Raw genomic sequence first — 14753 nt, forward strand, 5'->3', positions numbered from 1 at the left:
CGAGGCGGACGAATCGGGGCCGCCTAGCCTCGCTCCCGGACCGCGTCGACGAGTGCACCGAACTTCGCGCGCGCGGCCTCGCGGCGCGTGGGGAGGTGTTCGCTCGGCCATCCCTCCACCGGCGCGACGTCCTTGAGGATCTGACGCGCCATCGCCTGCTTGTGGACTTCGTCCGCGCCGTCGGCGATCCGGAGCGCGCGTCCCTGTCGGTACATGTGCTCGAGCGGCATGTCGGTCGTGTAACCGAGGGCGCCGTGGATCTGGATCGCACGATCGATGATCTCGAGGGTCAGCTTCGGGACGTAGTACTTGATCATCGAGATCTCGGTCCGCGCGCTCGACCCGTGGTCCTTGCCCTGGTCCATCGCCCAGGCCGCCCGCATCACGACGAGGCGCGCCGTCTCGAGCTGGGTGTAGGACTCGGCGATCATGTCCTGGACCATCTGCATCTGGCCGAGGGGCCGACCGCGGGTCTGCCGCGACGCCGCGCGCTCGCACATCATCTCGAAGGCGTACCGGGCCTGTCCGATGCAGCGCATGGCGTGGTGGATCCGTCCGCCCCCGAGTCGTTTCTGCGAGAGCAGGAAGCCCTCGCCGGGCGCGCCGATCATGTGCTCGTCCGGGACGCGACAGTCCTCGTACACGACTTCCGAGTGGCCGCCGATCCGGTCGTAGAGCAGGCCCGGTTCGGATGCGTGGGGGTGGGACATCGAACCGACGTCGCGAACGACGGTCATCCCCGGCGTGCCCTTCTCGACGACGAACATCGACGCGCGCTGGTGGGGAGGGGCCTCGGGGTCGGTGACCGCGAAGAGCAGCGTGAAGTCCGAGACCGACGCGTTCGAGGCGAACCACTTGTGACCGTTGATCACCCAGTCGTCGCCGTCGCGGATGGCGGTGGTCGTCATCTCCGTCGGGTTCGAGCTCGCCGTGAAGGGCTCGGTCATCGAAAACGTGCTGCGAACCTCGCCCCGGATCAGCGGGTCCAGCCAGCGCTTCTTCTGCTCCGGCGTCGCGCCGACCGCGAGGAGCTCCATGTTTCCCGAGTCGGGCCCCTGGCAGCCGAACATCTCCGGGGCGAGGGAGTGGCGGCCGAGGATCTCGTGGATCTGGGCGAGATGGACCTGTCCCATTCCCTGTCCGCCGTCCTCGGGCTCGAGGTGGGGCGCCCAGAGTCCCTGCTTCTTGACCTCTTCCTTGAGCGGGGCCCAGAGTGCGTCGAGCTGCGCCTGGTCGAGACCATCACAGAGCAGGTCCAGGGGAATGATCGTCTCGTCCACGAACTCCCGGATCCAATCGAGCTTCTTCTGGAATTCGGGTTCGGTCGTGAAGTCCCAGGCCATGATCTGCTCCCTCGGTTTCGTGAAGCGAATGGTACGGTTCGCGACGGCGAAGTGCCCGAAGCAGCTCGCGGCCCTGTGCTAGCGTCGGCCGCCGTTCGCGCGAACCCGCGCGCTGGAACGCCCGCGCCGAGCGCCAGGAGCGCCGCGCGCTTCAATCCAGGAGTCGTCGCATGACCCGGTTCCCCCGCCTGCTCGTCGCCCTCGTTCCCTTCCTGCTCGCCGCCTGCGGCGAGTCGTTGCCGGAAGCCGATCCGGCGACCCGCCGCACGATCGCGCAGGGCGAGATCGTCGGTGCCTCGATCGACGATGGCGCCGTACTCGCCTGGAAGGGGATTCCCTTCGCGGCGCCGCCGACGGGCGACCTCCGCTGGCGTGCACCCCGACCGCCGGCGTCCTGGGAGGGCGTTCGGGAGACGCTGGCTTCGGGTGGGGTGTGTACGCAGCTCGGGGGCGACCCGCTCCAGGGCTCGGAGGATTGCCTCTATCTCGACGTGTTCGCGCCGGCCGCGGTGGCCGAGGAGGGCGCCGACCTCCTGCCGGTCATGTACTGGATCCACGGTGGGGGGAACACGCTTGGCTCCGGGGACATGATGCCGCCGCAGGCGCTGGCGCGGGACAACGGCGTGGTCCTCGTGACCATCAACTACCGCCTCGGGCTCTTCGGCTGGCTCTCCCACGACGCGCTCCGCGCGGGGGCGTCCGGACCCGAGGACGCGTCCGGAAACTTCGGGACCCTCGACATCATCCGCGGCCTCGAATGGGTCCAGGAGAACATCGCGCAGTTCGGAGGCGACCCCGGACGCGTGACGATCTTCGGCGAGTCCGCCGGCGGCCTGAACGTGTTCTCGATGCTCGTTTCCCCGATCGCGAAGGACCTCTTCCACGCGGCGATCGCGCAGAGCGGTTCGCCGACGACGATGACGCGGGACGAATCGGACCACTACACGGACGACGCCGAGGCGCCCGGGCTGCCCGGCTCTTCGGGGGAGCTCCTGATCGCGCTCCTCCAGCAGGCCGGTCGCGCAGAGGATCGTGCCTCGGCGAAGGCGGTCGCGGCGGAAATGGAGCTCGGCGAGATCGAAGCGTTCCTGCGCGGTCATTCGGCGGCGGAGCTCCTCCAGCCCTTCGTCGACGAGGTCGGCGACGCGTCGATGCCGATGTACATCGTGCCCAACATCTTCCAGGATGGTCACGTCGTTCGTCGGGGCGAGCCGATCGACCTCTTCGCGACGCCGGGGGCCTACAACGCGGTGCCCTTCATCGCGGGGACGAACCGCGAAGAGTCGAAGCTCTTCGTCGCCTTCGACTCGCCGCACGTCGAGCGGACCTTCGGGCTGCCGAGCGGTTTCTCGAACCTTCGGATGTACGACGTCGAAGGCGAGTACGGAGGGCTGGTGTGGCGGGCGATGGGCGCGGACGAGCCGCTCGCGGCGATGCGGAAGAGTCAGGGACCGACCGTCTGGGGTTACCGGTTCGACTGGGACGAGGAGCCGGTCGTGTTGGGGACCGATCTGTCGAAGCTGCTCGGGGCGGCCCACGCGATGGAGCTCTTCTTCGTGTTCGGCCTGACGGATCTGGGCTTCGCGAATCGCTTCATCTTCGAAGACCCCGAATCCGCGACGCTCCTCTCCGAACGCATGCGCTCCTACTGGGCGAACTTCGCCTACACGTACCGGCCCGGACGAGGGCAGGGCGGTGACCTCCCCGACTGGGCACCCTGGGGCGACGGGTCGAAGGATCCGAAGTACATCGTCTTCGACACGGACGCGGGCGACGGGCTCCGCATGGAGCGAGACCAGATCGACCAGGCCTGGGTCGTTTCGCGCGCGATGACCGATCCGCGGATGCTGAGCGACGAAGAGCGTTGTCGCGTCTACAAGAACATGGTCCAGTGGAGCGAGGCGCTCACGCCGGAGGCCTACACGACGATCGGAGAGGGGATGTGCGAGCCCTTCCCGATCGGCTCGCGGCTGGACTTCCCGTCCCTCTCCCACGACCCCGCCGAGTGAGGAGGGGCGCTCGCGCCGCGCATCAATCCTTGCGTTCGGCGACCTGTCGTCCCGCCCTGCGCCCGAAGAACGTGACGTCGCCCACGGACATGCCCGACGCATAGCCTTCGGCGGTGCGCGGCATGCCGCAGGTCGCGCGTCCGGCGGCGTAGAGCCCGGGGACCACGTCACCGTCCATCGTCAGGACCTCGCCGGTCGGCTTCGTCTCGAGCCCGCCGAGCGTGAACCCCACGTAGATCCCGTGTTCGCCGGGGGTGATGTCGACCGCCGCGATCGTTCCCTCGATCGGCTCCATCCACTCCGCCTGCTTGTGGAAGAGCGGGTCCTCGCCCTTCGCTGCGTACTCGTTGTAGTGGTGGAACGTGTGCGCGAGGTTCGCGGCGGGGAGGCCGATGTCCTCGGCCAGCTCCTCGATCGTCTCCGCCGCGCTCGCGATCTCGCCGCCGAGCATGTTGGGCTGCTTCCAGTGCTTCTCGCCGATGATCAGGAAGACCTTCTCTCCGGTCTGGAGCTGCTTCAGGTTGTTCGACGCGATCCGCGCGTGGTAGACGTCCTCGTTGATGAAGCGCTGGCCCTGGCTGTTCACGAGGATGCCGAAGGTGTGGCTCGACGGCGGGTAGAACGGGATCGTCACGAAGCTCTGGTTCATGTGGAGCGTCGAAGCCCCCGCACCCTGGCCCATGCGGATGCCGCCCCCGTCGTCGAAGGGGTTGCCGATCGGCTGGGCGCGCTTCGCGACCCCGGGGCTGTAGTGCTCCCACATGGCCTGGTTCATCGCGAATCCGCCGGTGCAGAGGATCACGCCGCGGCGCGTGCGGACGTTCTTCTCCTCGCCGTCGATCCGGACGACGAGGCCGTGGATCGCGCCTTCCTCGTCGGCAATCAGCCGGAGGACCCGCGCGTCGTACTCGACGCGGATCCCCCGCTCCTCGACGTTCCGCGTGACGATCTCCATGAAGAGGGGGCCACCGTTGTCTCCTTCGATCTCGAGGTTGTGGCCGCGAGGGCAGGGCGCGGCGACGTCCCGGAAGGGCCAGGCCTTCTCGTTGCCCGTGTAGAGGAGACAGTCGTCGGTCATCGCGACGATCGCCTTGTCCTTGTACTCCGTATCCTTGTAGGGCACGCCGAGGCCGACGATCCAGTCGAAGTGGTCGCGGCTTCCCTCCGCGTAGCAGCGGATCTTCTCCTCGTCGCCGACGTCGCCCATGCAGAGCTTCAGGTATTCGAAGAGCGCCTCGGTCGAGTCGTCGTAGCCGCAGGCCTGCTGCACGCGGGTGCCGCCTCCGCCGCCCATGTAGATCTCGGCGCTCGACAGCGCCGTCGAGCCGCCGCTCGCGCTGGCGACCTCGAAGATCGTGACCTCCGCGCCGTTGTCGCTCGCTTCGATCGCGGCACAGCCGCCAGCACCGCCGAAGCCCACGACGGCGACGTCGGTCTCGAGGTCGAAGCTCGCGACGTCGGCGAGTCGGCGGGGGTGGGTCGGGCTGATCTGGCTCATCTGGTTCTCTCGGTTCGATTCGGATCGGACGGTCCGTCCCGGCGGGCGGGCGACGATTCTAGCCGACGAGCGCGCGGAGCGGGATCCACCTGACGGATCGGTTCTCGATGAGCGAGCGGGACCGAGCTGCGACAGAATGGGCGGATGGACGAAGAGCGAGCGAGAGGGACGCCGGTGGAGCCGGACCCGGAGGTGCTCCTCCAGATCGCGCGGATGGAGATGCCCTTCGGGCGCTACCAGGGGCGGCGACTGATCGATCTCCCCGAACCCTACGTCGTCTGGTGGAGGGAGCGGGGCTTCCCCAAGGGCCGCCTCGGCATGCTCCTGGCGACGCTCTACGAGATCAAGGCGAACGGCCTGGAGCCCTTGCTCGCGGGTCTTCGCGACCCGTCTGATCCGCTCTACCGAAACGTCGACCCGCGCAACTTCCGCGAGGGAGATCGCTAGCTGCCTGGTTCAGGGCGGGCGCAGGCGCGCAGGACGTCGGTGAACGTGAGGATTCCGATGGCCTCGACGCCCTCGACCACCGGAGCCATCCGGACGCCGGCATGTCGCATCAGACGGATGCAGTCCGAGGCGAGCAGATCGGCCGGGATCGTGAGCGCGGGGCGGGTCATCGCGTCTTCCACGCAAAGCGAATCGAGCGCCTCTTCGCCTGCCTCGCAGATCACCTCGATGCAGTCCTTGATTGTCAGGATGCAGTAGCCACGACCGCGCACGGGCGGATCGATCAGCAGGCCGTGGATGCCGTGCTCGTCCATCCGCAGGGCGGCTTCGCGTAGCGTTTCTTCTGGATCGCCCCGAACGATCTTCCGGGTCATCAGGTCACGGGCGCGCTGGGTTTCGAGCTTCACGAGTCGGTCTCCGGATCGTCCACGATGATGCGGCGCTGTTCACGATCGAGTCGAAAGGTGCAGGGGCCGACGTCGGCCTCGAGGACGTGGAGCACGCTTCCGATCGCGAGGCGGCAACCGGCGTGCGCGAAGCCGCGGATCTCGATCGAGGCGGCCGAGAGCAGCTCGCGTTGTCGGAGTCGCCATCGGATGCGGTCCTCGACGCCGTCCCGGGTCCGCAGCTTGCGCTGGCCGGTCTTGCGTGCGCCGCGATCCCGCCTCTTCCGAGCGCTCCCGCGTCGGCCGGCGCGTCGGTCGGGGGTCGCGACTCGACGAAGCGTGGGATCGATCCCTTCCGGTTCGAGCGGGACGCCGGCGTGAATCTCGACCGGACCACCGGCGGGACTTCCGGCCTGGTGGACGGCGATCCGGTGTTCGGCAGCGATCCGATCGGACAGCGCGCGCCCGCCGATCTCGACCTCGCGACCGTGGATTCGCGAGGCGGACACGCTGCGTGCAATCTCGATTCGCCCGCCCGCGCGAAGTCGGGCACCGAGCGCATGTCGTGCGCGGAGATCCGTTCCTGCCCGTATCCAGCCACCCTCGCGACCGAGGACGCCGCCGACGATCTCGACCGCGAGTCCCGCGTGGACCTGCCCGTCGTCGACGAGGCCGCCGATCCGGATGCTTCCGCCGGCCCTGGCCTGCATGTGGGGCGTCAGATCGCGCGTGATCTCGAGGTGGTCCTTCGTCTCGAGGTTGCCGGACGCGGGATCGACGGATCCGTTGTGGACGTGAACCGCCGCGACGTCGATCCGTCCCTTCGGATCGTAGGCGCGCGCACCGTCTCGCGTCGCGACGATCGAGCCGTCTTCCTGCAACGCGACGCCGTCGCCGAACTCGATCGCGAACTCGGGCGTCTCCTCCGGCGCGAGGGCTTCGCCGCGGACATCGATGCCCGGTTCGCCCGGGACGGCCTCCAGGACGCGCGCGACGGGGTCGCCGGCCTTGATCGGGACGATCGATCGTCGCTCGCGGAAGTCGAGGGTGCCGTCCGGACGGAGCGTTCCCGGGAGGGGGCCCTCGGGATCCTCGAGGCAGAGCCTCGGCGGAATCGGGGCGACCGGCGGCACCCCTCGCGCGACGCATCGCTCCGTCGGGTCCGCATTGCGTGAAGCGAGGGCGCGCTCGACGGGGCGGAAGGCCGTCTCGTCGACGCCGTAGGTGACGCCCTCCGTCGCGAGGGCGGCGCGAAGATCGTCCAACGAGCCCGGCGGCCCCGAGACGAGGGAGACCGACGCTTCGAGTCCGTCGTCGCTGACGCGTACGTGGATCCGTTGGGCGATCGTATGGGCTTCGTGCTCGTCCATCTCCGATCTGGGATCGACCGATCCTGGACGCGGGGTGAGCCGGAACGTGCGCCGGTGCCCTGACGCGGCCCCGGCGACCGGGGTTCGCCCGGTGGCGAATCCGGCGAAACCTCGACGAAGTCGTACGACCGGGCGCCGCCGCCGCGGCGCCCGCGCGATCCCGGACGACTCAGACCGGCGTGACGACGCCTTCGGAGAAGCGCGCGTTGCGCCCCACGAACTCCTCGTCGGCCAGCGCTGCGGCCATCAGGTCCGGGTCGGTCGAGCCGCCCCAGACCCGGAATCCGTCCGGATTGATCGCCGCGAAGTTGAGGCGGACCGGGCCTTCCTTGCCGACCAGCACGGTGTAGCTCTCGATCGGCGCCTCGCCTTCGTAGCGCTCCTTCAGCATCGGTCGGAGCTCCATCTTCGCGAACTCCTCCGAGACGTCCTCGATCTCCGGGAGCACCGCGTCGATCGGCTCGGTCGAGTAGATGCCGTAGGAGAAGTGCGCGAAGGCACCGCCCACGGAGCCGATCGCTCCGGTCGAGCCGGGATCCTTGCGCAGCCGGTCGATCATCGTCGCCTTGCTGTGGAGGACGTAGTTGCCGAAGGGGCCACCGAAGAAGGTCATGCCTCCGGTCAGGCTCGGCACCGGATCCGTCGGGATCCCGAGGGCGGCGGCGCCGGCCTGGATCGCGAAGGGGAAGCACGAGTAGAGGTCCACGTGCTCGAGGTCGGAAGCGTTCTTCTTCGCCCGTTCGAGGACGCGCTGGGCCGCCAGGACCTGGCCGGGATGGACGTGGAGCCGCTCCCGCTCGGAGAGCGTGATCGTCTTGCTCATCTCGGTCGAGGCGCGGAGGAAGACCCGCTGGCCACCGGGCACGCCGAAGCGGTCGGCCGCCTCCGTCGAGCAGACGATCAGCGCGGCACTCTGGTCCACGGAGATGTTCGACGTCATCAGCTTCGTGTACGGATAGATCACCATCCGGTTGGCTTCGGTCGGGTTGCGGATCTCGTCCGCCGGGACCTCGCGAGGGATCCACGCGTAGGGATTGTCCGCGGCGACCTTGCTCATCTGGTGGGCGAGCTCGGCGATCCGATCGCGGTGGGCCGAGGGGGTCTCGCCGAGACTCGCGCGGAGCGACGTCTCGCAGAAGGTGAAGATCGACGTCGCGTCGACGATCCCCGCGTCCTTCTCCCCCGGATTCTGGGTGTACTTCATCTCGCCGACGGTGGCGTCGGGCTCACCGGGGATCGCGTCCTCCCAGTGGAGGTCGCCGCCGCCGCGGAGGATCCGCCGCTTGCTGTTCTCGCTCTCGCCGCCGACGATTGCGATCACGTCGGCGCGGCCCGCGGCGATCTCCTTGCAGGCCATGTTGAGCAGGATCTGCACGATGTGACCGGAGACGGCGCCGGTGATGCTCTTCGCGCCCGGGGAGCCGAGGCGCTCGCCGAGGAGCTTGCCCGGGTTGCCGTACTGCCAGGTTCCGCGCGGGACGTAGATCGCGTCGAGGTGACGGGCGAGCTTCGGAGCGCCGGCGTCTTCCGCGGCCTGGCGGATCGCGTTTTCCATCATCTCGATCGGGGAGATCGCCTCCGCCGGATCGTCTACGCGCTGGACGAGCTGACCGATTCCGGCAATCGCAGGTCGGCGGGGTGCATCGGAAGCCATGGACGGGGTCTCCTGCGCTCGGGGAGCGCGATGGGCGGACGGGGCCGCGGGAGAGACGTTGATAGCACCTCCGAGGCGGCTCGGCGGCGGGCTCCGGAGGGGGGCGACCGGCTCAGTCGGTGATCCAGGACGTCGGGATGCAGGCGCGTTCGGCGATGAACTCGACGAGCTGCTCGGTCAGTCCGCCGCTCCGCCAGGCCCGGTCGAGGACGTACGCCTGGATCGCCTTGGCGTCGTCTTCGGAGAGCGCGTCGGCGAAGCTCGGCATGCCCTTCGCGGTTCGCAGACCGCCGCGGACGATTGCGTCCCACTGGTCGTGGGTCTCGGCGCTGGCGGTCTTCAGGTCGGGATAGATCCCGCTCGCGTGGGTGCCCATCCCGTGACAGCTGAAGCAGTTGTTCGCGTAGAGCGTACGTCCCTGGTCGATGCGTGCTGCGTCGACCTCGAGCCGCGGAACGGCCACCTCCCGCTTCGGGCGCTGACGAACCGGGGGCAGCGTGGCCCGGCCCCCGATCTTCCAGGCGAGCAGCCGCCCGGCGTTGTCGTGCGTGAAGCGGGACATGTGGTTGCCGTGGGACCCGCCCACGCCCGCGAGGACGGCGATGTACTGCTCGCCGTCGATCGCGTAGGTGATCGGCGGGGCCATCACGTCGATACCGACGTCGACGCCCCAGCGTTCCCTTCCGTTCTGGGCGTCGAAGGCGCTGAAGCGGCCGTTGCCGCTGCCCTGGAAGACGAGCTGTCCGGCGGTCGCAAGGGTGCCACCGGGGACGCCCGAGTCGTGCAGGACCTCCCAGGCCTTCTTCTCCGCTCGGGGGTCCCAGGCGATCAGTCGCGTGAGGCCACAGGGCATGAAGCGGATAGCCGCCGTCGATTCCATGTCGCGATGAAGCTGTGCGAGGTCTTCGCCGGTGTTCCAGAGGCCGGGTCGGTAGACGAATTCGTCGAGCGGCGCGTAGAGGTAGGGGCCCTCGCTCGCGGGGATGTAGACGAGCCCGTTGTCGGGATGGAAGCTCATCGGGTGCCAGTTGTGCGCGCCCGGCGGCGGTGGTGACACGAAGCGCGCTTCCTGCGACCAGGTCGCTTCGGATCGTTCGACCGGCCGTCCGGTCTCGAGGTCGACGTGGCTGGCCCAGCTGGCGTGCACGAACTTCTCGGCGGAGAGCAGCTCCCCGGTCCGGCGGTCGAGCACGTAGAAGAAGCCGTTCTTCGGCGCCTGCATGAGGACCTTGCGCTGCGTGCCCTTCCACTCGAGGTCGGCGAGGATCATGTGCTGGGTCGCCGTGTAGTCCCAGTGCTCGCCCGGGGTCGTCTGGTAGTGCCAGACCAGGCGGCCCGTGTCGGGCCGAAGCGCGAGGATCGAAGACAGGAAGAGATTGTCCCCACCCCCCGGACTCCGCTTCGCGCGGTCGTAGACGCTCGCGTTCCCGGTGCCCACGTAGAGCAGGTCGAGCTCCGCGTCGTAGGCCATCGAGTCCCACGCGGTTCCGCCGAGTCCCGCTTCCCAGAGCGAGTCCGGGGGCCAGGTCTCCGCGGCGCGCTCGAGCTCCGGGTGTTCGTGGGGGCCGTCCTTGCTGCCGGGAACGGTGTAGAAGCGCCAGGCCAGCTCGCCGGTCCCGACGTGGTACGCGGAGAAGAAGCCGCGCACGCCGAGCTCCGCGCCGCCGTTGCCGATCACGACGAGGTCCTTCACGACGCGGGGCGCGCCGGTGATCGTGTAGGGCTGGCCGAGCGGCGCGGTCTGAACGCTCCAGATCGGCTCGCCCGTCGCCCCGTCGAGGGCGAGGAGCCGGCCGTCGATCGTGCCGACGTAGACCCGGCCGTCGTGGACCGCGACGCCGCGGTTCACGACGCCGCAACAGGCGTGCCGGGCTTTCCAGCGTGCGACCTTCGGATCGTGGCGCCAGAGCTCGCGCCCGGTCTTCGCGTCGAGCGCGAACACGACGCTCCAGCTGGCGGTGGCGTACATCACGCCGTCCACCACGATCGGTGTCGCTTCGAGGCCGCGGTCCGAGCCCGTCATGTAGGACCAGGCGAGGCCGAGGAGGGCGACGCTGTTGCGGTCGATCTGGTCGAGGGGGCTGAAACGCTCTTCGCGCGCAGTCAGACCATGGAGCGGCCAGGCGACGTCGCCCTCGATGGGGACGATCGGCGGCGGCTCCTCGCGAGCCGCGAAGGCGTCGGAGGCATTGGAGGCGTCGAAGGCGAGCCCGACGACGAGGGCGAACGCGAGGAAGAGCGTGGCGATGGACGGGCGAGGGGAGGGGGCGTGGCCCACGGTGTGTCGATCCTCGGAGGCGACGCGCCTTCGGACGCGCCCTCGGCGATGCGGATCGAGCATAACCGCCGCGCATCGGTCGCGCGTCGGGCCGAAATTGGACCGGGAGTTCGTCGACGGAAAGGGGGCTCCGACCTGTCCGCTAGCGCGCGGCGGCGGGCGCGTCTTCCTTCGGTTCGACGAATCTCGGGTTGCGACCGGCATCCGGGTCTTCCGGATCGGGGACGAGGGCCGGGTTGCGCGCGACGTCGGCGCGATCCTGCTCGACCTCGTAGAACCAGCCGGGGAGGGCGCCCGCGCGGCGACCCTCTTCCTGGATCGTCGACAGCGCGCGCTCGACCTCGACGAGTTCCGCCCGCGCCTCCTCGGCCGCGACGCGATGGACGTGTCGCTTCTTGCCGCGGCGGTAGTTGCGTCGGTTCGCGTCGGCGTAGAGCTCGGTCTCGACCGCGATGGTCTCGCGAAGCGAGTCCGCGCGCTCGAGCAGGGTCCGGTAGCGCGTCTGCCAGTAGTCCTTTGCGGAATCGAGCTCCGGGCTGCGCTGGGCCGCGGCCGCGGGAGCGAGCAGGAGCAGGCCGAGCCCGACGAGCACCGCGCGTCGAAGCACGAGGACGGTCGATCGCGAAAGCATGGTGGAACCTCCCACACGCGCCATCGGCCGACTGTGTGCATCGCCTGAGCATCTTCGGTCGGGACGTCCCGGATCCGCTCCGATTTCCGCCGGTCCGGCTCGCGTCGACGGCCCTGCCGACCGAAGAGACGGGGGGATCCGCTACGTTCCGGCGCCGCGCCCGCCGCGATCCGGCCGGACACTGCCGCAGGGACCGACGCCGTGAACCGCTTCGACCACCGACTCGCCTATGCGCTCTTCGTCGCGTCGGGAGCGACGGGGCTCGTCTACGAGGTCACCTGGTTCCGGAACCTCTCGCTGATCTTCGGTGCCAGCTTCGAGTCCTCAGCGATCGTGCTCGCCGCCTTCATGGGCGGGATGTCCCTGGGCGGCTTCGCTTTCGGGCGGCTCGCGCGTCGATTCGAGCGGCCCCTCCGCGTCTACGCGCTCCTCGAACTCGGGATCGGCGGTCTCGCCCTCGTCCTCCCCTCGCTGATGCGCGCGATCGACACGCTCTACGGGGCGCTCGCGCCGGGAGACGGAAGCGTCGATGCGGGGCTGCTCGCGCTCCGAAGCGTGCTCGCCTTCGCGGCCCTCGTCCTCCCGACCTTCCTGATGGGCGCGACCCTGCCGGTCGTGACGCGTCTCCTCGTCGAAGAGGACGACGAGTTCGGGACGCGCCTCGCCTGGCTCTATGGATCGAATACGGTCGGCGCCGTCCTCGGAACCCTCGCCGCCGGCTTCCGGATGATCCCGGCCCTCGGTGTCTGGCGGACCCAGCTGGCGGCGATCGCCGTGAACGTCGTGATCGGCCTCGTCGCGCTGGGCCTCGATCGGCGCGTGCGACCCGTCGAGGAACGAACGATTGCTGCGACCGCGGGGCCCGACTCGACCAGCCAGGATTCCATTCGCGGGCTCCGCCTGGTCTTCTGGGGGACCGCCCTCTCGGGCTTCGCGTCTCTCGCCCTCGAGGTGCTCTGGACCCGGGCGCTCTCGGTCGCGGTCGGGAGCTCGACCTACAGCTTCTCCGTCATGCTCGCGGCGTTCCTCACGGGCATCGCCCTCGGGAGCCTGATCCACGCGATGTCCCCGACCGCCGGGCGCCCCCTCGTTCCGCGCTTCGGATGGATCCTGGCCGCGGCCGGCGTTGGGGCCCTCGTCGTGTCGAGCGCGATCCCGCAGCTCCCCCGCCTCGCGATCCAGCTCAATCTGGCGCTCTACGACGATCTCGCGCGGATCCGCCCGCTCACGACCTTCCTCCTCGCCTTCGTGATGATGGTCGTGCCCTGTCTGTTCATCGGCATGGCCTTTCCCCTCGCGAACGAGGCCCGGGCGCGGCTCGCGGCCGCGCGGGGCGACGGTTTCGCGCGGCCGGTGGGGGACACCCTTTCGCTGAACACCCTCGGTTCGATCGCAGGGTCCCTCGGCGCGGGGTTCGTGCTGATTCCGCTCGTCGGGCTCGAGCGAGCGATGTTCCTCGCCGCGTCCCTCTACGTTGCGTGGGGGGCGATCGTGTTGGCGGTCGAGGCCGCCGAGCAGCAGGGCCTGACCTCGCCCTCGGTGGTCTTCGCGGTGATCGCGGCCGGCGTCGCGCTCTCGCTCCCCGCGCTCCTGCCCGGGCGGACCGACGAGCTCTTCGGGGCCTTCAGCAACAACCAGCTCGGTCAGTACGTGCGGGCGGACGGCGGGATCGACGTCGAGGCCGAGCTCGGCAAGGGCGTCGTCCGCTACTACCGCGAAGGCCGGAGCGCGACGGTCTCGGTCCACGAGCAGGACGGTTTTCGTTCGATCAGCGTGAACGGCAAGATCGTCGCGAGCGACGACCCCGAAGACCTGCGCACGCAGTACATGCTGGCCCACGTGCCGCTGCTCGTGCACCCCGACCCGAGCTCGGCGCTCGTCATCGGGATGGGGGCGGGGACGACCCTCGGCGGGATCACCGCGCACGACGACCTCGACCGCATCGCCCTCGCTGAGATCGAGGAGGCGATGCTCGGGGCCGAGCCCCATTTCGCCGCCTCGAACGGGTCCCCGCTCTCGGACCCGCGCCTGCGGGTCTTCCTCGAGGACGGCCGGAACTATCTCAAGACGACCGATCATCGCTACGACGTGATCACCGCCGATCCGATCCACCCGTGGACCCGCGGTTCGGGGTACCTCTATACCGAAGAGTACTACCGGCTCGCGGCCGAGCGCCTCGAGGCGGGCGGAATCATGTGTCAGTGGCTCCCGGTCGCGGACCTCGCCCCCGCCGACTTCAAATCCGTCGTGGCGACCTTCGCGAAGGTCTTCTCGTACACGATGCTGTGGCACAGCACGTCGGCGGTGTTGATCGGGAGCGACGCGCCCCTCACGCTCGATCTCGCGGACCTCGAGCGTCGGATGAAGCAGCCCGGGGTCGCGCGCCAGCTCGATCTCCTGGGACTCGACACGCCGCTCGCCTTCGTCGGGGAGCTCCGGCTCGACGATGCGCAGGTCCGGGATTTCGCGGCCGGGGGGCTGGTCAATACCGACGACAACCTGCACCTGGAATTCTCGAGCCCCCTGGCGATCGGCGGCGATCGACAGGTCTGGAGCGTCCTGCGCGCGCTGCACGCCTATCCGCCCGGGGTGAGCCCGCTCCGCGCGGCTGCGCCGGAGACGGTCGAGGCGCTGCACGCGGTCCAGCGGGCCAAGACGCGAACGGTGCTCGCGACGATCGGCATCCGTTCCCCGGACCCGGGCCTGCGTGGCGAGGCGTTCCGAGCGTTGAACGCGCTGGTCGCCGAGCGGCCGGACTATCGACCGGCGGCGATGGCCCTCGCGGCCTATCTCGGCCAACGCGCCGAGCATTTTCTCACCCAGGGCGGACGCGGATCGGCGCAGGGGCTCGTCGACGCGGAGCGGGCCATCGCCCTCGATCCAGCGAGCGGGATCGCCTGGCACGCCCAGGGGCTCGCCGAGCGGCGGCGTGGCCGGAAGGCTTCGGCCCTGGCGGCCTTCGAACGGGCGCGTTCACTCGAGCCCCGACAATGGCGACACCATCTCGAGGTCGCCCGGGTGCTCGACGCGCTGGGCCGTCGCGAGGAGGCGCGGGCGGCGCTGGCCGCAGGACTCGAGGTCCATCCGACGAACGAGGCGATGCGATCGCTCGAAGAATCCTGGGGCGCGAGCTAGGT

The 14753-nt window shown here is 69.5% G+C and carries 10 protein-coding genes; 3 read left to right on the forward strand and 7 right to left on the reverse strand.

Annotated elements, in window-relative coordinates; translation table 11 throughout:
- Window positions 1–23: 23 nt before the first annotated feature.
- Window positions 24–1343 carry an acyl-CoA dehydrogenase family protein gene (locus NXI30_18275; protein ID MCR9096177.1) on the reverse strand — a complete coding sequence of 440 codons (1320 nt, stop codon included), beginning with the start codon at window positions 1341–1343 and terminating at the stop codon, window positions 24–26.
- A 170-nt stretch (window positions 1344–1513) separates the two neighbouring features.
- Here NXI30_18275 and NXI30_18280 point away from each other — a divergent pair, with 170 nt between their 5' ends.
- Window positions 1514–3352: a carboxylesterase family protein gene (locus tag NXI30_18280; protein MCR9096178.1), complete on the forward strand. Its 1839-nt coding sequence runs from the start codon at window positions 1514–1516 to the stop codon at window positions 3350–3352.
- Between the two features lie 22 nt (window positions 3353–3374).
- Here the strand turns inward: NXI30_18280 and NXI30_18285 are convergent, their stop codons facing one another.
- Window positions 3375–4850, reverse strand: a complete 1476-nt coding sequence (locus NXI30_18285; protein MCR9096179.1) for an FAD-dependent oxidoreductase — start codon at window positions 4848–4850, stop codon at window positions 3375–3377.
- A gap of 144 nt (window positions 4851–4994) precedes the next feature.
- On the opposite strand from NXI30_18285, the gene NXI30_18290 reads away from it, so the two are divergent.
- Window positions 4995–5297, forward strand: coding sequence for a DUF3820 family protein (locus NXI30_18290; protein ID MCR9096180.1), 303 nt, complete (start codon window positions 4995–4997; stop codon window positions 5295–5297).
- On the opposite strand, the gene NXI30_18295 is transcribed toward NXI30_18290, so the two are convergent.
- The 5 genes from NXI30_18295 to NXI30_18315 form a co-directional block, all read right to left on the reverse strand.
- Complete coding sequence (locus tag NXI30_18295; GenBank protein MCR9096181.1) at window positions 5294–5704, reverse strand: CBS domain-containing protein; 411 nt, start codon at window positions 5702–5704, stop codon at window positions 5294–5296. The two genes, NXI30_18290 and NXI30_18295, sit on opposite strands and share 4 nt — an antisense overlap.
- On the reverse strand, window positions 5701–7053 hold the full coding sequence (locus NXI30_18300) for a FapA family protein (GenBank protein ID MCR9096182.1): 1353 nt from the start codon (window positions 7051–7053) through the stop codon (window positions 5701–5703). Before NXI30_18300 ends, NXI30_18295 begins: the two co-directional genes overlap by 4 nt.
- Window positions 7054–7222: 169 nt before the next feature.
- Window positions 7223–8707, reverse strand: coding sequence for a hypothetical protein (locus NXI30_18305; GenBank protein ID MCR9096183.1), 1485 nt, complete (start codon window positions 8705–8707; stop codon window positions 7223–7225).
- Between the two features lie 112 nt (window positions 8708–8819).
- Entirely contained in the window at window positions 8820–10985 is a 2166-nt protein-coding gene (locus NXI30_18310) for a PQQ-dependent dehydrogenase, methanol/ethanol family (protein MCR9096184.1), read from the reverse strand.
- Between the two features lie 142 nt (window positions 10986–11127).
- On the reverse strand, window positions 11128–11616 hold the full coding sequence (locus NXI30_18315; GenBank protein ID MCR9096185.1) for a hypothetical protein: 489 nt from the start codon (window positions 11614–11616) through the stop codon (window positions 11128–11130).
- 201 nt (window positions 11617–11817) lie between these two features.
- Here NXI30_18315 and NXI30_18320 point away from each other — a divergent pair, with 201 nt between their 5' ends.
- Window positions 11818–14751, forward strand: a complete 2934-nt coding sequence (locus tag NXI30_18320; GenBank protein MCR9096186.1) for a fused MFS/spermidine synthase — start codon at window positions 11818–11820, stop codon at window positions 14749–14751.
- Window positions 14752–14753: the final 2 nt, after the last annotated feature.

The sequence above is a fragment of the bacterium genome (genome assembly GCA_024742285.1).
Taxonomy (GTDB): domain Bacteria; phylum Myxococcota_A; class UBA9160; order UBA9160; family UBA4427; genus UBA4427.

What these genes read in the sequence shown, in the direction of transcription:
- NXI30_18285 (MCR9096179.1), bottom strand. Translation starts at nt 4,850, where the DNA reads ATGAGCCAGATCAGCCCGACCCACCCCCGCCGACTCGCCGACGTCGCG.
- NXI30_18315 (MCR9096185.1), bottom strand. Translation starts at nt 11,616, where the DNA reads ATGCTTTCGCGATCGACCGTCCTCGTGCTTCGACGCGCGGTGCTCGTC.
- NXI30_18290 (MCR9096180.1), top strand. Translation starts at nt 4,995, where the DNA reads ATGGACGAAGAGCGAGCGAGAGGGACGCCGGTGGAGCCGGACCCGGAG.
- NXI30_18300 (MCR9096182.1), bottom strand. Translation starts at nt 7,053, where the DNA reads ATGGACGAGCACGAAGCCCATACGATCGCCCAACGGATCCACGTACGC.
- NXI30_18275 (MCR9096177.1), bottom strand. Translation starts at nt 1,343, where the DNA reads ATGGCCTGGGACTTCACGACCGAACCCGAATTCCAGAAGAAGCTCGAT.
- NXI30_18305 (MCR9096183.1), bottom strand. Translation starts at nt 8,707, where the DNA reads ATGGCTTCCGATGCACCCCGCCGACCTGCGATTGCCGGAATCGGTCAG.
- NXI30_18280 (MCR9096178.1), top strand. Translation starts at nt 1,514, where the DNA reads ATGACCCGGTTCCCCCGCCTGCTCGTCGCCCTCGTTCCCTTCCTGCTC.